At 71.0% G+C, this 17,588-nt stretch carries 16 protein-coding genes and 1 pseudogene; 6 read left to right on the forward strand and 11 right to left on the reverse strand.

All coding sequences use genetic code 11. The features are described 5' to 3' along the window. Window positions 1–50: 50 nt before the first annotated feature. The 4 genes from ACJ512_RS17455 to ACJ512_RS17470 form a co-directional block, all read right to left on the reverse strand. Window positions 51–431 carry a hypothetical protein gene (locus tag ACJ512_RS17455; protein ID WP_407687598.1) on the reverse strand — a complete coding sequence of 127 codons (381 nt, stop codon included), beginning with the start codon at window positions 429–431 and terminating at the stop codon, window positions 51–53. Further along, complete coding sequence (locus ACJ512_RS17460; protein ID WP_407687621.1) at window positions 428–1,687, reverse strand: ArsA family ATPase; 1,260 nt, start codon at window positions 1,685–1,687, stop codon at window positions 428–430. Before ACJ512_RS17460 ends, ACJ512_RS17455 begins: the two co-directional genes overlap by 4 nt. Continuing rightward, window positions 1,680–2,117, reverse strand: coding sequence for an SRPBCC family protein (locus ACJ512_RS17465; protein WP_407687599.1), 438 nt, complete (start codon window positions 2,115–2,117; stop codon window positions 1,680–1,682). Before ACJ512_RS17465 ends, ACJ512_RS17460 begins: the two co-directional genes overlap by 8 nt. A gap of 96 nt (window positions 2,118–2,213) precedes the next feature. Further along, window positions 2,214–2,612: a polyketide cyclase / dehydrase and lipid transport gene (locus ACJ512_RS17470; RefSeq protein ID WP_407687600.1), complete on the reverse strand. Its 399-nt coding sequence runs from the start codon at window positions 2,610–2,612 to the stop codon at window positions 2,214–2,216. Window positions 2,613–2,738: 126 nt separating this feature from the next. Here ACJ512_RS17470 and ACJ512_RS17475 point away from each other — a divergent pair, with 126 nt between their 5' ends. After that, entirely contained in the window at window positions 2,739–4,541 is a 1,803-nt protein-coding gene (locus ACJ512_RS17475; protein WP_407687601.1) for an AMP-dependent synthetase/ligase, read from the forward strand. Here ACJ512_RS17475 and pimB read toward each other — a convergent pair whose 3' ends face one another. The 4 genes from pimB to ACJ512_RS17495 form a co-directional block, all read right to left on the reverse strand. Further along, window positions 4,542–5,684, reverse strand: a complete 1,143-nt coding sequence (pimB, locus tag ACJ512_RS17480) for a GDP-mannose-dependent alpha-(1-6)-phosphatidylinositol monomannoside mannosyltransferase (protein WP_407687602.1) — start codon at window positions 5,682–5,684, stop codon at window positions 4,542–4,544. A gap of 11 nt (window positions 5,685–5,695) precedes the next feature. Further along, window positions 5,696–6,556 (reverse strand): eCIS core domain-containing protein, encoded by an 861-nt coding sequence (locus ACJ512_RS17485; RefSeq protein ID WP_407687622.1) that lies wholly within the window; start codon window positions 6,554–6,556, stop codon window positions 5,696–5,698. Window positions 6,557–6,605: 49 nt separating this feature from the next. Further along, window positions 6,606–7,763 carry a peptidoglycan hydrolase RipC gene (gene ripC, locus ACJ512_RS17490; RefSeq protein WP_407687603.1) on the reverse strand — a complete coding sequence of 386 codons (1,158 nt, stop codon included), beginning with the start codon at window positions 7,761–7,763 and terminating at the stop codon, window positions 6,606–6,608. 187 nt (window positions 7,764–7,950) lie between these two features. After that, on the reverse strand, window positions 7,951–8,205 hold the full coding sequence (locus tag ACJ512_RS17495) for a hypothetical protein (RefSeq protein WP_407687604.1): 255 nt from the start codon (window positions 8,203–8,205) through the stop codon (window positions 7,951–7,953). Window positions 8,206–8,359: 154 nt separating this feature from the next. On the opposite strand from ACJ512_RS17495, the pseudogene ACJ512_RS17500 reads away from it, so the two are divergent. Next, window positions 8,360–10,189, forward strand: a pseudogene (locus ACJ512_RS17500) (DEDD exonuclease domain-containing protein); the annotation flags it as partial. Here ACJ512_RS17500 and trpD read toward each other — a convergent pair. After that, window positions 10,127–11,215 carry an anthranilate phosphoribosyltransferase gene (gene trpD, locus ACJ512_RS17505; RefSeq protein ID WP_407687605.1) on the reverse strand — a complete coding sequence of 363 codons (1,089 nt, stop codon included), beginning with the start codon at window positions 11,213–11,215 and terminating at the stop codon, window positions 10,127–10,129. The pseudogene ACJ512_RS17500 and the gene trpD sit on opposite strands and share 63 nt — an antisense overlap. A 127-nt stretch (window positions 11,216–11,342) precedes the next feature. Here trpD and ctaE point away from each other — a divergent pair, with 127 nt between their 5' ends. Genes ctaE through qcrB form a run of 4 tightly spaced genes read left to right on the forward strand, consistent with a single transcriptional unit; the run spans window position 11,343 to window position 15,707 of the window. After that, window positions 11,343–11,954: an aa3-type cytochrome oxidase subunit III gene (gene ctaE / locus ACJ512_RS17510; protein ID WP_407687606.1), complete on the forward strand. Its 612-nt coding sequence runs from the start codon at window positions 11,343–11,345 to the stop codon at window positions 11,952–11,954. Then, complete coding sequence (gene qcrC / locus ACJ512_RS17515; protein ID WP_407687607.1) at window positions 11,951–12,841, forward strand: cytochrome bc1 complex diheme cytochrome c subunit; 891 nt, start codon at window positions 11,951–11,953, stop codon at window positions 12,839–12,841. The genes ctaE and qcrC overlap by 4 nt, the downstream gene beginning before the upstream one ends. Further along, window positions 12,838–14,013, forward strand: coding sequence for a cytochrome bc1 complex Rieske iron-sulfur subunit (qcrA, locus tag ACJ512_RS17520; protein ID WP_407687608.1), 1,176 nt, complete (start codon window positions 12,838–12,840; stop codon window positions 14,011–14,013). The genes qcrC and qcrA overlap by 4 nt, the downstream gene beginning before the upstream one ends. Further along, the gene (gene qcrB, locus ACJ512_RS17525; protein ID WP_407687609.1) at window positions 14,010–15,707 is read left to right on the forward strand and encodes a cytochrome bc1 complex cytochrome b subunit; all 1,698 of its coding nucleotides are present in this window, start codon (window positions 14,010–14,012) and stop codon (window positions 15,705–15,707) included. Before qcrA ends, qcrB begins: the two co-directional genes overlap by 4 nt. A 232-nt stretch (window positions 15,708–15,939) precedes the next feature. On the opposite strand, the gene ACJ512_RS17530 is transcribed toward qcrB, so the two are convergent. Next, the gene (locus ACJ512_RS17530) at window positions 15,940–16,593 is read right to left on the reverse strand and encodes a DUF2561 family protein (RefSeq protein WP_407687610.1); all 654 of its coding nucleotides are present in this window, start codon (window positions 16,591–16,593) and stop codon (window positions 15,940–15,942) included. Continuing rightward, the gene (locus ACJ512_RS17535) at window positions 16,593–17,513 is read right to left on the reverse strand and encodes an MmpS family transport accessory protein (RefSeq protein ID WP_407687611.1); all 921 of its coding nucleotides are present in this window, start codon (window positions 17,511–17,513) and stop codon (window positions 16,593–16,595) included. The genes ACJ512_RS17530 and ACJ512_RS17535 overlap by 1 nt, the downstream gene beginning before the upstream one ends. Window positions 17,514–17,588 lie beyond the last annotated feature (75 nt).

Consider the following 17,588-nt stretch of genomic DNA (forward strand, 5'->3'; position numbering starts at 1 on the left):
GCCAACTGTACCCATCCACGGCGCGGGCGACCACCTGCGACCCGGGCGACTCACTCCTCGACGGTGACCGGGATGGACTGATACCGGGTCCTGGCGGTGCCTTCCCCCGCATCGCTGCCGGCGCGCGTCTCGTCGCCCGGCCCGTCCGGCGGCGGCTCCGGCGAGCGGTCGGCGTCACCGACGATGCCGCGGATCACCTCGAGCAGAACGATGCTGTGGTCGGCGATCACGGTGAGCAGCGGGTGCTGCTCACCGGTGGCCAGCGCGGCCAGCGCGCACACCGGGCACCACACCTGCTGGCATTTCCCGGTTCCCGGCCCGCCGCCTGCCGTCATCGCGGCCGCCAGCCGCACCGCCGGGTCGATTCCGTCCAGGATCGCCTGGGCGAGCCTGCGCAGCTCGGGACCGACGTCGGGATGAGCCCCACTCATCTAGGCCACACCTCCGGGTCTGGTCGGAAACGAACCGTCAGTTCACTACCCCGCAGACGCGCGTCGGACACCGTGCAACGCCGCAGCACGGACGCCAGCCGCACCCGGCGCCGCAACCCGCCGACGCTGATGATCAGGTCGTCGTCGACGCGGCCGAGGGTCAGGGCACCCGAATCGAGTTGGGGCAACGCTAGCCGCATCCGGTATGTCGCCCCAAGCCCCGATCCGGATTCGAGGTCGACGACGGGCTGCAACGGGCCCGGCGGCGCGGCCGTACCCTGCCGGCGGGCGCTGTCGAGCAGTGCGCCCAGCGCCTTGGGGCCGATCGGTTCGCCGGACAGGTGCGGGGTCACCACCAGCGCGACGTCACCCATGGCGGCGGCCAGTTCGTCGAGGACGACCCGTTGTTCGCAGATGCGTTCGGCGTACCAGGAGAACGCCGGGTGGGCGGGCAGGTTGTGGTACTCGTAGGACTCGTCCTGTACGAGAACCTGGTTGACGATCAGCTCCTCGACGCGCACCCCCATCAGGGCCAGCGAGCCCAGGGTCCGGACCGCCTCGGCCACCACCACCCGCTCCGGGGTCAGCACCAGGTGCGCACCGACCTGCTCGCCGTCGGTCAGCAGTGCGCCGAGCGCGTCGACACCCGCGCTGATGCGCTCCAGCAACTCCACCACCGCCGCCGAGCGGCCGTCGTCGGCGGCGATCGACAACCTGCGGTGGCGCGGCCACGCGCGCTCGACGTAGAGCCCGAACGTGGCGGGCAGGGTCAGCATCCGCAACGCGTCGGCGGTCGAGGCGCAGTCGACGACGACGAGATCCCAGCGCCCGGAGGCCGAAAGCTCACCGACGGCGTGCAAGCCGAGGACTTCCTGCACGCCCGGCAGGGCCGAAAGTTCTTCGGGGGCAATGGTGCCCAGCTCGGAGTCGGGAAACCTGCGGTCCACGGCGCCGACCACCTGCTGCCAGCGGGCCTCGAGCAGGGCCAGGGTGTCGAGGGCCAGCGCGTCGAGGAGACCGGCACCGGACTGGTCGTCGGTGAGCACCCGGACGGCCTCGGCGTCACCGCTCGGCGGGACCGGGACGCCCAGCACGTCGCCCAGCGAATGCGCCTGGTCGGTGGACACCACCAGCACGCGCTGACCCCGGTTCGCGGCGGCGACCGCGGTCGCCGAGGCCAGAGTGGATTTTCCTACCCCGCCCTTGCCGACGAACAGACTGATCCGGGCCGGGGTTGGCGTAACGGAATCACTCAGCCTCGACTCGTTTCTTCAGATCCTTCAACGCGGTGTCGGTGAGCCTGCGCTCGGCCTTGCGTTTGAGCATCCCGATCATCGGGAGGGCCAGGTCCACCGTCAGCTCGTAGGTGACGTCGGTGCCAGAATCCTTGGGCGCCAAACGATACGAGCCCTCGAGCGAACGCAGTAGCGAGCTGGAGACCAGGGTCCAGCTCAGCGAGCGGCGATCCTCGGGCCACTGGTAGGACATGACCAGGGTGTCTTTGATGATTCCGGCGTCCATCACGAAACGCGCCACCTTGGGGTAGCCGTCGGCGCCTCTCTCCTGCACCTCGGCTTCCTTGTACTCCGAGATCCAATCCGGGTAGGAATCGATGTCGGCGATCACCTTCAGTATCGTGTCGGGATCAGCGTCGATATAAATGGTCTGCGTCGTCTTCTCCGCCACCTGGCTGCTGCCTCTCTCCCACGAGCGCGTCGGCCCGCTGCGGGACTAACCCGGTCTCCGGCCCGAAACGGTACTCTCCATGCCCGACGTTGAGCGTCAAACTGCCGGAGAAATCCCGGCCGCGCGTGACCGTTCCAGTGTCGCCTTGAGTTCGAAAGCCATGTTCTTGCCCGCGACCCGGCGCCGGTGGATCACCTTCGCCAGGTTCAGCCTGGCCAGCTGCCAGGCCGCCAGGCCGGTCGGTTCGGCGTGCAGGAAGTAGTGCAGCACCACGCCGTCCAGCCCGTCGGGCAGGGGTTCCAGCCAGATCTCCATGGTGCCGGTCAACGCGCCGGTCACGGTCCAGCGGATGCCCTTGTCGGCGCGATCCTCGACGGTCTGCAACCGCAGGTCGGGCCACCAGCGCCGCCAGTTCGACGGATCGGCGATCGCGGCGCCGACCCGCGCGCCGTCGGCGGCGACGTACGTCTCGTCGGCGATCTGGATGCTGTTCACCGTCCCAGCTTCACACACCCGCGGCCTGGCGACCATCGCCGGGCCGGGCCGGGCGCAGTAAAGCCCGCATTAAGCTGGGTGCAGCAAGCCGGACCCGGCAGCACTAGCCAAATCGAGGTCAACACAGTGCGTGAGTACAGCGTTCCCGCCCGCTTCTGCGTCGGGGAGCACGACAACATCGCGGCCATGGTCTTCGAACACGAGCGACAGGACCCCGGCTTCGCGATCTACCAGCGCCGGGTCGACGGCGTCTGGACCGACGTCACGTGCGCCGAGGCGGCCGGGCAGGTCCGTTCCGCGGCGCTGGGTTTGATCGCGTTGGGGGTGCAGGCGGGTGACCGGGTGACGATCTTCTCGGCGACCCGGTACGAGTGGGCGATCCTCGACCTGGCGATCCTGTCGGTGGGCGCGGTCACCGTGCCGATCTACGAGACGTCGTCGGCCGAGCAGGTGCGCTGGGTGCTGCAGGACTCGGAGGCGGTGCTGGCGTTCGCCGAATCCGACGCCCACGCCGCGATGATCACCGAGCTCACCGGCGAACTGCCCGCCCTGCGCCGGGTGTTGCACATCGACGGGTCGGGCCCCAAGGCGCTCGACCAGTTGGTCGAGGCCGGCGCGCCGGTCGACCCGGCCGAGCTGACGGCGCGGCTCGGGGCGCTGCGGGCCGAGGACCCGGCGACGCTGATCTACACCTCGGGCACCACCGGCCGGCCCAAGGGCTGCCAGCTCACCCATTCCAACCTGCTCTACGAGACGCAGGGAACCAAGGAGTGCCTCCCGACCCTGTTGGCCGAGGGGCAGCGGCTGCTGGTGTTCCTGCCGCTGGCCCACGTCCTGGCCCGGGCGCTCACGCTGGGCGCGTTCGCCAACAAGGTGACCGTCGGCTTCACCAGCGACATCAAGAACCTGCTTCCGCTGCTGGCGGAGTTCAAGCCGACGGTGGTGGTCTCGGTGCCGCGGGTCTTCGAGAAGGTCTACAACACCGCCGAACAGAACGCCGCCAACGACGGCAAGGGGCGGATCTTCGCGATCGCCGCCCAGACCGCGGTCGAGTGGAGCCAGGCCCGCGACCGCGGCCGCCCCGGGCTGCGGCTGCGCGCCAAGCACGCCCTGTTCGACCGGCTGGTCTACAGCAAGCTGCGCGCGGCGCTGGGCGGCGACTGCCGCGCGTCGGTGTCCGGTGGGGCACCGTTGGGCGCCCGGCTGGGCCACTTCTTCCGCGGTGTGGGTCTCACCATCCACGAGGGCTACGGCCTGACCGAGACCAGTGCGGCGATCACGGTCAACCAGGTCGGCAACGTCAAGATCGGGACAGTCGGAACATTGGTGCCCGGCAACAGCTTACGCATCGGCGAGGACGGGGAGCTGCTGGTGCGCGGCGGGGTGGTGTTCAGCGGCTACTGGGGCAACGAGCAGGCCACCGCCGAGGCGTTCACCGACGGCTGGTTCAAGACGGGCGACCTGGGCTCCGTCGACGAGGACGGCTTCCTGACGATCACCGGGCGCAAGAAGGAGATCATCGTCACCGCGGGCGGCAAGAACGTCGCACCCGCGTTGCTCGAGGACCAACTGCGGGGGCACCCGCTGATCAGCCAGGCGATGGTCGTCGGGGACAACAAGCCCTTCATCGGCGCGCTGATCACGATCGACCCCGAGGCGTTCGACGTCTGGAAGCAGCGCAACAGCAAGGCGGCCGGCGCGTCGGTGGGCGACCTGACCACCGACCCCGACCTGATCGCCGAGGTGGACGCCGCCGTCAAGCAGGCCAACCTCTCGGTGTCGCACGCCGAGTCGATCCGCAAGTTCCGCATCCTTCCGGTCGACTTCACCGAGGACACCGGGGAGCTGACTCCCACGATGAAGGTCAAGCGCAAAGTGGTGGCCGAGAAGTTCGCGTCCGACATCGCAGCGATCTACGCGAAGGACTAGTCAGCCGCGGAGCAGGCCGGCCAGCCGCGCGGCCAGCGTGTCCCAGCGCCACTGCGCCGTCACCCACTTGCGGCCGGCCGCGCCCATGGCCGCGGCGCGGTCGCGGTCGGTCAGCAACTCGGTGACGGCGGTGGCGATCTTGTCCACCGAGCGGCCGTCGACCACAAGCCCGGTCTCGTTGTGCCGCACGGCTTCCGGGGCCCCGCCGGACTCGCCGGCGACGACGGGCACGCCGGTCGCGGACGCCTCCAGGAACACGATGCCCAGCCCCTCCACGTCCATGCCGGCGCCGCGGGTGCGGCACGGCATCGCGAACACGTCGGCCAGGGCGTGGTGTGCGGCCAGTTCGGCGGCCGGCACGCCGCCGGTGAACGTCACGTGCTCGGCGACCCCGCAGTCGCGGGCCAGTTTGCGCAGCGCGTCGGCGTGCGGGCCGCCGCCCACGATGACCAGCGCGGCGCCGTCGACGCGTTGCCGGATCGACGGCAGCGCCCTGATCAGCATGTCCTGGCCCTTGCGCGGCACCAGGCGCGACAGGCACACCACGGTCGGCCGCCCGCCCAGCCGGTAGCGGTCCCGCAGCGCGGCGCGGGCGGCGGGGTCGGGCCGGAACCGGTCGGTGTCCACCCCGGGCGGCAGGTATTCCAGCGAGGCGTTCGGCCCGAAGGCCGGGGCGAACCGGGAGCGGGTGTAACGGCTGACGAACGTCACGACGTCGGTGTCGTCGCCGATGCGGCGCAACACCGACCGGGCCACCGGGAGCATCGACCAGCCCACCTCGTGGCCGTGCGTGCTGGCCAGCACGCGGGTCGCCCCGGCGCCGCGGGCCCGCGACGCCAGCAGGGCCAACGGGGCGGCCGCCCCGAACCAGACGGTGTCGATGCCGTGGTCGGCGACCAGCCGGCACATCCGGGCAGCGACCGCCGGCCCCGGCAGCATCAGCGTGCCGGGATGGCGCACCACGCGGTAGCCGGCGGCGGCCGCCGCCTCGTCGAACGCCCCGGCGCCCTTCCATTGCGGTGCGTAGACGGTCACGGAGTGCGACCCCGCGCCGGCCAGCCGACCGACGAACTCGACCAGATACGACTGGATGCCGCCCGGCCGCGGCGGAAAGTCGTTGGTCACCAGCAGGACCCGGCTCACAGTGCGACAGGCTAGCCTGCCGGCCGCCCAGGCTTGCGCGAGCGTCCGCTCCCCGTGGGTGTCGCCAGCCACCGCCGCCAGCGGACGAGCAGACCCGCCGGGTCGGTGCCCAGGACGTCGCGCACGGCGGTGGGCAGGTCGGTGTGCCCCGCACCGCACGTGGCCACGTAGAACGCGCGCAACGTCGCCGGGCCACCGTAGGTGTCGGCGACGAACCGGGCGAACCACCACGCACGGTCGTACGCCGATGAGCGCTGCGGCCCCACCGCGTCCAGATCGGCGTCCGACGGCAGCGCCGGCGTCCCGGCCGCGGCGCCGGCGGGCACCGGGGTGACCGGCCGGGCGACGAAGTCGGCGACGCCCTCGGTGAGCCACCGAGGCGCGTCCAGTGCGGTGTCGGGGCGCGCGGCGTAATGAAAGAGCTCGTGCGCCAGCACGATTCGCAGTGCGTGTGCGCTCATGGCGGCCGCGCCCGGGGCAAACACGATGCGCTGGCCGACCGCCACCCGGCGGGCGGGGTCGACGCGGTCGGCGACCGTCACGGCCGCGATGTCGGCCCACTGCGCCGCCGGTCCCCCACCGGCGGCGGCGCGGAACTCCGCGTCGGAGCCGGCGGCCACCACCTCGACGTCACGCGGCCAGTCGGGACCCCAGAAGGCGTTGACTTGCCGCACCGCGGCGCCGGCGTCCGCGGCGATCCGGGCCAGCAGGCGGTCGGCGGGGCCGAGCAGTCGGACGGTTCTGTCGCCGACGACCACGTCCGCCGCGGCGGCCACCGGGTGGTCGGCGGGGCGCCCCGGCGTGTCGGGGCGCGAACGAAGCGGCAGGGCTGCGGCCACGACCGCCTCGGCGACGAACACCCACGCCAGCAGTATCGGCAGCCGCCGGCGCCGCGGGGCGTCAGGGTGCGCGCCGCAGCGCCTAGTAGCGGCGGGCGTCGTGGATCGGGCCCGCGGCATTCATCGGAACAACGCGCACCGGCTGGCCGTAGGTGGAGGAATGGATCACCATCCCGTCACCGACGTAGATGCCGCTGTGCGACGCGTCGGAGTAGAAGGTGATCACGTCGCCGGGTTGCAGGTCCGACACCGCCACCGGCTGGCCGCCTTGGGCCTGCGCCTGGCTGGAGTGCGGCAGCGCGATACCGGCCTGCTGGAAGGCCCACATCACCAGCCCGGAGCAGTCGAACCCGCCGGGCGCGGCGCCTCCCCACACGTACGGCGAACCGACCTGCGTCAACGCCGCCTGCACCACGCTGGCGCGGTCACCGCCACCGCCACCGCCACCGCCGGGAGCCGCGGCAGCCCAGCCGAAGGGCGCCGGCGGCGCACCGGGCGCCTGGCCGTCACCCGGGGGCGTGCCCGGCGGCGCCGCTTCCGGCGCGGGGGCGCCCGGCGCGGGCGCGCCTTCCGGAGCCGGTCCGGGGTTTGCCAGCGCGGTGCGCTGATCGGCCGTCAGGGCGAGGTACTGCGACTTGACGACGGCGATCTGCACCTGCAACTGGCTCTGCTTGGACTGCAGGCCGGCACGGACTGCGGCGGCCTGTTCGGCCGCGCTTTTCGCCTGGGCGGCGGACTTGGCCGACTCCCGCTCCGCGTTGGCGGCCTGCTGGCCGGCGAAGCGGTAACTGGCCATCTGGTTGGTCATCTGGGTCGCCATGATCCGCTGCATGCCCAGCTTGTCGATCAGTCCCTGCGGCGATCCCGCGGTCAGCATGGCTTCCATGCCGTCGACGCGGCCGCCCATGTACGTCGCGGCCGCCAGCTTGTCGACCGCGTGCTGGAACCCGGCCAGGCGGGCCTTCGCCGCGTCGGCGGCGGCCTCGTCATCCGCGTGCTTCTGCTCCGCCGCGCGCTCGGCCGTCAGTTTGTCGTTCAGGTCGAGCTGGGCGCTGTGCATCGCCTCGGTGGTCTGCTCGGCCCGCCGCGACAGCTCGGTGAGTTTGGCCAGCGCGTCCTGGGCGGGGTCGGCGGCCACATTTGCTGCGAAAACGCCGGATAACACCGTGAAGCCCGCTAACGTACCGACCAGAGAACGTGTTAGACCACGCGCAATCGGGTACTTAACGTCAAAGCTCAAGATTGTGCATCCTCGAACGGCCTTCGACGGACCGACGGCCGCCGAGCTGGTTTAGGTCTCAAACAGGTTACGAAACGATAAAGGCGTTTGTCCAAAGTCGTTGGTTAAGAAATTGGAAAGATTTCTGTCATTTCTCTGTGGGTGACGGCGGGTTCGCCGCGCCCGAAGTGTATGCGGTGCAAGGCGGTTAAGCCACACCGGATCCCCGGGCGCGTCGGATCGGCACCAGGCGCAGCCGTGGCGCCAGCCCGGCGTCGGCGAGAACCTCCAGGGCGGCGCGCTCGTCCTGCAGCAGGGTCTCGGGCACCCCGAGCAGCACGCTCACCACGCAGTCGCGGCAACCGGGCCCGCGCACCGCGCAGTCGTCGCAGTCGATCACCACCGGTTCGGACGTTTCGGTCCTCGCCACGCCTGGGCTGTCGGGTCCGCTGATTCGTGTCATCGGGTCGATCCTCTCGGTCTGGTTGTCGGCGCTCCCCGTGTCCGGGCTGCCCGCACGCTAACCGCGGGCACCGACATCTCCCCGCCGCCGGCCCCGACCGGCCCGCGGCGTGGCGGGCCCGCGGTGTCGGTGGTCCTGCCTAACGTGGCAAGCCATGGGTGCAGGTGGCGCGGCGCAACTGAGTTTCGCCGACGTGGGCACGCCGTGCACGGCCGACGAAATTCCGCTGCGCGAAACGACTTTCGTCGTGGTCGACCTCGAAACAACCGGCGGCCGCAGCCGCGGCACCGGCACGGCGCCGCCCGACGCGATCACCGAGATCGGGGCGGTCAAGGTCCGCGGCGGCGTCGTGCTCGGCGAGTTCGCCACGCTGGTCGACCCGCAGCGCAGCATCCCGCCCCAGATCGTCCAACTCACCGGCATCACCACGGCGATGGTGGGCGACGCCCCGACCATCGATGCCGTCCTGCCGATGTTCCTCGAGTTCGCCGGGAGCGCGGTGCTCGTCGCCCACAACGCCGGGTTCGACATCGGGTTCCTGCGCGCGGCGGCCGAGCGCTGCGACATCGCCTGGCCCCGGCCGCAGGTGCTGTGCACCGTGCGGCTGGCCCGCCGGGTGCTCCGTCGCGAGGAGGCGCCCAGCGTGCGGCTGGGCGCCCTGGCGCGGCTGTTCGCCGTCGCCGCCCAGCCGACCCACCGCGCCCTCGACGACGCCCGCGCCACCGTCGAGGTGCTGCACGCGCTGATCGAGCGGGTGGGCAACCAGGGCGTGTACACCTACGCCGACCTGCGCTCCTATCTGCCCGACGTGACGCCGGCGCAGCGCCGCAAGCGGGTGCTCGCGGACGGCCTGCCGCGCCGGCCGGGGGTCTACCTGTTCCGCGGGCCGGCGGGCGAGGTGCTCTACGTCGGCACCGCGGTCGACCTGCGCCGCCGGGTGCGCCAGTACTTCACCGGCGCCGACCCCCGCGGCCGGATGAAGGAGATGGTCTCCCTGGCCACCACGATCGAGCACGTCGAGTGCGCGCACGCGCTCGAGGCCGGCGTGCGGGAACTGCGCATGCTGGCCGCCCACGCGCCGCCGTACAACCGCCGGTCGAGGTTCCCGCAGCGCTGGTGGTGGCTGGCCCTGACCGAGGAGGCGTTCCCGCGGCTGGCGGTGGTGCGCGCTCCCCGGCACGACCGCGCCGTCGGGCCGTTTCGCTCCCGATCCGACGCCGCCGACACCGGTGAGCTGCTTGCCCGCTTCACGGGGCTGCGAACCTGCACCACCCGGCTGGGACGCTCCGCGCTGCACGGGCCCGCCTGCCCCGAGGCCGAGGTGTCGCCGTGCCCGGCCGCGCGCGACGTCACCGCCACCCGGTACGCGGCGGCGGTGGCGCGCGTCGCGGCCCTGATCGACGGCCAGGACGACAGCGCCCTGGCCGCGGCGGTCGACCAGGTCACCGCGCTGGCCGGGCGCCGCCACTACGAGAGCGCGGCGCGGCTGCGCGACCGCACCGCCACCGCCGTCGAAACCCTGTGGCGCGGCCAGCGGCTGCGCGCCCTGGCCGCCCTGCCGGAGCTGATCGCGGCGGCGCCCGACGGCGAGGGCGGATACCACCTCGCGGTCATCCGCCACGGCCAGCTCGCCGCCGCCGGCAGCGCCCGGCGCGGGGTGCCGCCGATGCCCGTGGTCGACGCCATTTGCGCTGCCGCCCAAACGATCCTGCCGGGCCCGGCCCCACTGGGCGGCGCGCTCGTCGAGGAGACCGCCCTGATCGCGCGCTGGCTGGCCGGCGCCGGGGTGCGCATCGTGCGGGTCGGCGACCCCGACGCCGACGGCTGGGCGTCCCCGCTGCGGTCGGCCGGGGCGTGGGCGGCGTGGGCGGCCTCGGCGCGCTCCGCCCGGCTGGCCTGCGAGCAATCGGGTGCCGGCGACTCAGAGTTCTCGGCCGAACCGCACCCATCGCGCGAGCAGCTGTTCGGCCGCGCCCGAGTCGATGGCCGCGGCGGCCCGCCGCAGCCCGTCCTCCCACGCCGGCAGCCATTCGGCGCGGCTGGATAACCCGGCGTGCGCGACGATGGCCCCGGCGGCGTTGAGCACGACCGCGTCGCGCACCGGCCCCCCGGCGCCGGCCAGCACCGCGCGCACCTCCGCCGCGTTGGCCTGGGCGTCGCCGCCCAGCAACTCGTCGAGATCGGCGCGGGCGAACCCGAACCCGGCCGGGTCGAACGTCAACTTGTCCACCGTCCCGGCCTGCACCCGCCAGATCGTGCTGGTGGTCGTCGTGGTCAGCTCGTCGAGCCCGTCGTCGCCGTGCACCACCAGCACGCTGGACCGGCGCGCGGCGAACACCCCCGCCATCACCTCGGCGAGATCGGCGAACGCGCAGCCGATCAGGCCGGCCCGGGGTGACGCCGGATTCGTCAGCGGCCCAAGGAGGTTGAAGACGGTCGGCACGCCGATCTCGCGCCGCACGGCCGAGGCGTGCCGGTACGACGGATGAAACACCGGGGCGAAGCAGAACCCGATCCCGAGGTCGGTGAGGCAGCGCGCCACCTGGTCGGGTTCGAGGTCGATGCGCACCCCGAGCGCCTCGAGGGTGTCGGCGCCCCCGGACAGCGACGACGACGCCCGGTTGCCGTGCTTGACCACCGGCACGCCGGCGGCCGCCACCACGATCGCGGCCATGGTGGACAGGTTGACGGTGCTGACCCCGTCCCCGCCGGTGCCCACGATGTCGACGGCATCGTCGGGCACCACGCCCTCGGGCATCCGGCGCGCGTGACTGAGCATCGCCCCGGCCAGCTCGCCGACTTCCGCCGCGGTGGGCACCTTCATCGTCATCGCCACGGCGAAGGCCGCGATCTGGGCGGGCGTCGCGGCGCCGGCCATGATCTGATCCATGGCCCAGGCCGCCTGGCCCCGCGCCAGCGGGCGCCCGCCCGTCAACCGGGCCAGCACCTGGCGCCACGACGCCGCCGGCCCGGCGGCGGGGGTCTCGGACGGCTCGGGTGGCACAGGCACGCGCCGATGGTCCCACGGCCTCCGACCGCCTCCCAACCAAGCCGGTACCGCCGCGGAAGCGACGCGCGGCACCCGAATTGCCGCCCCGGGTGGAGTTCGACAACTACAAAGCGTCATACTTGCGGATGTGACCAGCGCTGCCGGGACCTCAGGTACTGCCATCACCTCGCGGATTCATTCGCTGAACCGACCGAACATGGTCAGTGTCGGCACCATAGTGTGGCTTTCCAGCGAGCTGATGTTCTTTGCTGGCCTGTTTGCGATGTACTTCACAGCGCGCTCGCAGGCCGGTGGAAAATGGCCGCCGCCGCCGACCGAGCTGAATCTGTTCCAGGCCGTCCCGGTGACACTGGTGCTGATCGCCTCGTCGTTCACCTGCCAGATGGGTGTGTTCGCGGCCGAACGCGGCGACGTCTTCGGCCTGCGCCGCTGGTACGTGATCACGTTCCTGATGGGGCTGTTCTTCGTCCTCGGTCAGGGCTACGAGTACTACCACCTGGTGACCCACGGCACGACCATCCCCGGCAGCGCCTACGGCACCGTCTTCTACCTGTGCACCGGCTTCCACGGGCTGCACGTCACGGGCGGTCTGATCGCCTTCATCTTTCTGCTGGCCCGCACGACGATGAGCAAGTTCACGCCCGCGCAGGCGACGGCGAGCATCGTCGTCTCCTACTACTGGCATTTCGTCGACATCGTGTGGATCGCGCTGTTCACCGTCATCTATTTCATTCGATGAGCCGGCTCGGGACGAAGAGGAGTGAGCGGTTGAAGAATCTGCGGGTCACCCGGTCCGGTGGCCGCAAGCCACTTAACCAGCGCAGCGATCGCGTGCGGCGGCGGCTGCGCCGGCGCCTGTCGGGCGGCCTGCTGCTGCTGATAGCGCTGACGATCGCCGGCGGGCTGGCCGCCGTGCTGACGCCCACGCCGCAGGTGGCCGTCGCCGACGAGTCGTCCTCGGCGCTGCTGCGCACCGGCAAGCAGCTGTTCGACACCTCCTGCATCTCCTGCCACGGCGCGAACCTGCAGGGTGTGAACCAGCACGGACCCAGCCTGATCGGGGTCGGCGAGGAGGCCGTGTACTTCCAGGTGTCCACCGGCCGCATGCCCGCCATGCGCGGCGAGGCCCAGGCGCCGCGCAAGGAGCCGATCTTCGACGAGTCGCAGATCGAGGCGATCGGCGCCTTCGTGCAGGCCAACGGCGGCGGCCCGACGGTGGTCCGCAACCCCGACGGCAGCCTGGCGATGAAGTCGCTGCGCGGTAACGACGTCGGCCGCGGCGGCGACCTCTTCCGGCTCAACTGCTCCTCGTGCCACAACTTCACCGGCAAGGGCGGGGCGCTGTCGTCGGGCAAGTACGCACCCGACCTGGGCGACGCCAACGAGCAGCAGATCCTCGCCGCGATGCGCACCGGTCCGCAGAACATGCCGAAGTTCTCCGACCGTCAGCTGTCCTTCGACAACAAGAAGGACATCATCGCGTACGTGAAGTCGGTCTCCGAGGAGCGCCAGCCGGGCGGCTACGGCCTCGGCGGTCTGGGACCCGCACCCGAGGGGATGGCGATGTGGATCATCGGGATGGTTGCGGCCCTCGGGCTGGCACTGTGGATTGGGGCGCGAGCATGAGCGACGTCAGTCACGGCGGCTCCGAGGAGCCCGACGACGCCACCCTGGCCAACATGTCACAGCAGCAACTGCTGGAGCTGGGCGGCAAGCTCGACGGCGTCGAGACCGTCTTCAAGGAGTCGCGCTGGCCCGTCGAGGGCACCAAGGCCGAGAAGCGCGCCGAGCGCGGGGTTGCGTTGTGGCTCTTGGCCGGCGGCTTCTTCGGGCTCGCGCTGCTGCTGATCTTCTTGTTCTGGCCGTGGGAGTACAAGCCCAAGGACGCCCCGGGCAGCATCCTGTACACGCTGACCACGCCGCTGTACGGGCTGACGTTCGGGCTGTCCATCCTGGCGATCGCCGTCGGCGCGATCCTCTACCAGAAACGGTTCATCCCCGAGGAGATCTCGATCCAGCAGCGCCATGACGGCGCGTCGCGCGAGATCGACCGCAAGACCGTCGTGGCCAACCTGACCGACGCCTACCAGACGTCGTCGATCGGGCGCCGCAAGCTGGTCGGGCTGTCGCTGGGGATGGGCCTGGGCGCGTTCGGCCTGAGCACTCTGGTGGCGTTCATCGGGGGCCTGGTCAAGAACCCGTGGAAGCCGGTGGTGCCCACCGAAAACGGCATGGAGGCCATCCTCTGGACGTCCGGCTGGACCCCCCGCTACCACGGCGAAACCATCTTCCTGGCGCGCGCCACGGGCACCACCGAGGGTGCGCCGTTCATCAAGATGCGGCCGGAGGACATCGACGCGGGCGGCATGGAGACGGTGTTCCCCTGGCGGGAGTCCGACGGCGACGGCACGACAGCGGAGTCACGCGAGAAACTGCGGGGCATCCAGATGGGCGTGCGCAACCCCGTCATGCTCATCCGCATCCGACCCACCGACATGCATCGCGTCGTCAAGAGGCAGGGCCAGGAGAGCTTCAACTTCGGTGAGCTGTTCGCCTACACGAAGGTCTGCTCGCACCTGGGCTGCCCGGCCTCGCTGTACGAGGAGCAGTCCTACCGGATCCTGTGCCCGTGTCACCAGTCGCAGTTCGACGCGATGCACTACGCCAAGCCGATCTTCGGTCCCGCAGCCCGCGCCCTGGCGCAGCTGCCCATCACCATCGACACCAACGGGTATCTGGTTGCCAACGGCAACTTCGTCGAACCCGTCGGACCGGCATTCTGGGAGCGCACCACATGAGTCCGAAGCTCAGTCCCCCCAAACCGCCCAAGATCGGCGACGTCCTGGCCCGCCAGGGCGAGGACATCGACACCCGGTATCACCCGTCGGCGGCGGTGCGCCGGCAGCTCAACAAGGTGTTCCCGACGCACTGGTCGTTCCTGCTCGGTGAGGTCGCGATGTACAGCTTCATCGTGCTGCTGCTCACCGGCGTGTACCTGTCGCTGTTCTTCGACCCCACCATGGGCGAGGTCACCTACAACGGCGCCTACCAGCCGTTGCGCGGCGTGGACATGTCGAAGGCCTTCGCGTCGACCCTGGACATCTCGTTCGAGGTGCGCGGCGGCCTGTTCGTCCGGCAGGTCCACCACTGGGCCGCGCTGATGTTCGCCGCCGCCATCATGGTGCACCTGGCGCGCATCTTCTTCACCGGCGCGTTCCGGCGGCCCCGCGAGGCCAACTGGGTGATCGGTTCCCTGCTGCTGATCCTGGCGATGTTCGAGGGTTTCTTCGGCTACTCGCTGCCCGACGACCTGCTGTCGGGCATCGGAATCCGGGCGTCATTGTCCTCGATCACGCTGGGCATGCCGGTGATCGGCACCTGGCTGCACTGGGCGCTGTTCGGCGGCGACTTCCCCTGCGGCGGGGTGGGATACCACTGCGCCGACGCGGGCTACATCATCCCGCGCATGTACTCCCTGCACATCCTGCTATTACCCGGCATCATCCTGGCGCTCATCGGCGCACACCTGGCCATGGTGTGGTTCCAGAAGCACACGCAGTTCCCCGGACCGGGCCGCACCGAGCACAACGTCGTCGGCGTCCGGGTGATGCCGATCTTCGCGGTCAAGTCCGGCGCCTTCTTCGCGGCGATCGTCGGCGTGCTGGGCCTGATGGGTGGGCTGCTGCAGATCAACCCGATCTGGAACCTGGGCCCCTACAAGCCTTCTCACGTCTCGGCCGGCTCGCAGCCGGACTTCTACATGATGTGGACCGAGGGTCTGGCCCGTATCTGGCCGCCGTGGGAGTTCTACTTCTGGCACCACACCATCCCGGCCCCGGTGTGGGTGGCACTGCTGATGGGCCTGGTATTCATCCTGCTGATCATCTACCCCTTCCTGGAGAAGCGGTTCAGCGGTGACCACGCGCACCACAACCTGTTGCAGCGGCCGCGGGACGCCCCGGTGCGCACCTCGATCGGCGCGATGGCGATCGCGTTCTACATGGTGCTCACGCTGAGCGCGATGAACGACATCATCGCGCTGAAGTTCGACATCTCGCTGAACGCGACGACCTGGATCGGGCGTATCGGCATGGTGGTGCTGCCACCGATCGTGTACTTCGTCACCTACCGGTGGTGCATCGCGCTGCAGCGCAGCGACCGGGATGTGCTCGAGCACGGCATCGAAACGGGCATCATCAAGCGGTTGCCGCACGGCGCCTACATCGAGCTGCACCAGCCGCTCGGCCCGGTCGACGAGCACGGGCACCCGCTGCCGCTGGAGTACCAGGGTGCGCCGCTGCCCAAGCGGATGAACAAGCTGGGCTCGGCGGGTTCGCCGGGCAGCGGCAGCCTGTTGTACGCCGACCCGGCGTCCGAGGATGCGGCGCTGCGCGAGGCGACGCACGCCGCCGAGCACCGCGCCCTGACCGCCCTGCGCGAGCACCAGGACACCGTCGTCGGTTCCTCCGACGGCGAGCACGACGAGCACTAGCTCGGCGACAGTCAGCGCATAACGGCCGGCCTCCCACCTCGGTGGGGGGCCGGCCGCGTTTCCGGGTGAACGGTCCCCTGGCTCGGCTTCTGTCGGGGCTTCTCTCGGGACGACGCGCGTTCACCGGTGCGGGATTGGCCGTGCCCGGGTCGGTCGCGCGTCGACGTAGTCAGGTGCCGGACAGCCTCGGTACCGACCCCGCCCGGCCAACAGCCGCTGCGGGCCGCGCCGGTTACTCGGAACCGGCCACCAGGCGGCGCAGCTGCCGAACGTGCAGGAACTCGATCACCGGCATCCCCGCGGTGACGGCGCCGGCCAGCCCGTAGCCGACCCAGGACGGACCGTCGTGGCCGACGGCCATCAGGTAGGTCGCCGTCGCGACGGCGACCAGCGCGACGCCCATCGTGCCCGCCAGCAGGACGGTGCCGCGCAGCCACACACGATCCACCGCCTCGCCGGACCACTCGGCGGCCGAATCCGCCGCCTGCACCCGCGGCTGGCGCGTTCGCCCCCCCATCGTGCGCGTCGTCGCGGAGAAACCGGTGCGCAGCGGGGCGCCACCGGCCGGGCCGCGCGCCGCCCCGGCGGTCGGCCGGGCGGGCGGCTCCTCCTGGGCCGTGCGGCGGGCACGCAACAGCACCGGGATGGCCCCGGCGATGATCAGCGCGGAAACGATGATGACGGTGTACAACACCCAGGTGGTGTGCGTGCTGTTGCCGGACATCTTGTGGAAGCCGCGTCCCAGGTCCACCAGCGCGACGGCGGCGGCGACGCTCACGCCGAGCACCACCAGCCAGATCGCCGCGCAGGCCCCGATCAGGAGGCGGTCGATCGCCTCCGGCGGAATCGTGTCCGAGCCACGCCGATAGGAGTATTTGCTGACCATCAGCAGCTCGTCTGCGGCGCGTCGTTGGAGTTCGAGGACAGCACGGTGCCGTCGCTCGTGGTGATCGAGCAGTTGAGCCGGCTGAGCCGGAACAGGCTGGACGCCTCGACCGAGCCCACGTCGGACTGCGAGATCGGCGTGACGGTCATCGACCAGGGAATGTACACGTTGTGCTGCGTACGCCGGCGGCCGGACGCGTCGACGTAGGTCACCGAGATGATGTCCCCCGGCGCCTTGGTGCCGGTCACCGAATAGGTGACCTGCCGCGGACCGGTCGGGGTCGTCGTCGTCGGCGGGGGCGCCGCGGCGGTCGAGGTGGCCGGCGGCGCCGCCGAAGTGCTCGCCGGTGGCGGCGGTGGCGGCGGGGTCACCGTCACCGTCTGGGTTTCCGTGGCGGTCGGCACCTCGGTCGACGGGGGTGGTGGCGGTGGCGGTGGCGGGGGCGGCGGTTTCGTCGTGGTGATCTGATCCTGGATCGGCGGGATGGACGGGGTGGTCGTGGCGGGGTTGGCGAGTTTGCTGGTGTCGGTACGCGCGACGAGCAGCGACACCGACACCACGAGCGCGATCGCCGCCAGGATCGCGGCGACACCGACCACCCACGGCCAGCGCGGGGCGCGTTGTTCGTCGTCCGGTTCGGGCGCCTCGTCGTAGTCGTCGTACTCGTAGAGCCGAAGGTCGGCCGGCACGTAGGGGCCGCTGGTGAAGTGCTCGGACTCCGGCGCCGAATAGGCCCGGGAGTATGCGTCGGTATGGCCGGCCCGCTCCGAGGCCTCCATCTCGGCGCCGTCGAAGGGTTCGAGCTCCTCCACCGGCCCGGCTTCGTCGCCGTGTTCACTGCCGGAATCCGGTTCGGGGCTGAGCTTGCTGACGGAATCGGCTTCTTCAGGTTCCCATCCCGGGGGGTTCGGCCCGCTCATCTTTGCCTGCCCTGTCCAACTGCCTCACAAGCGCGCGGGGCTCCGCGGTCACATCGTTGCGCGCGCACTTCACAA

Source organism: Mycobacterium cajalii (assembly GCF_045809005.2).
Lineage (GTDB): Bacteria > Actinomycetota > Actinomycetes > Mycobacteriales > Mycobacteriaceae > Mycobacterium.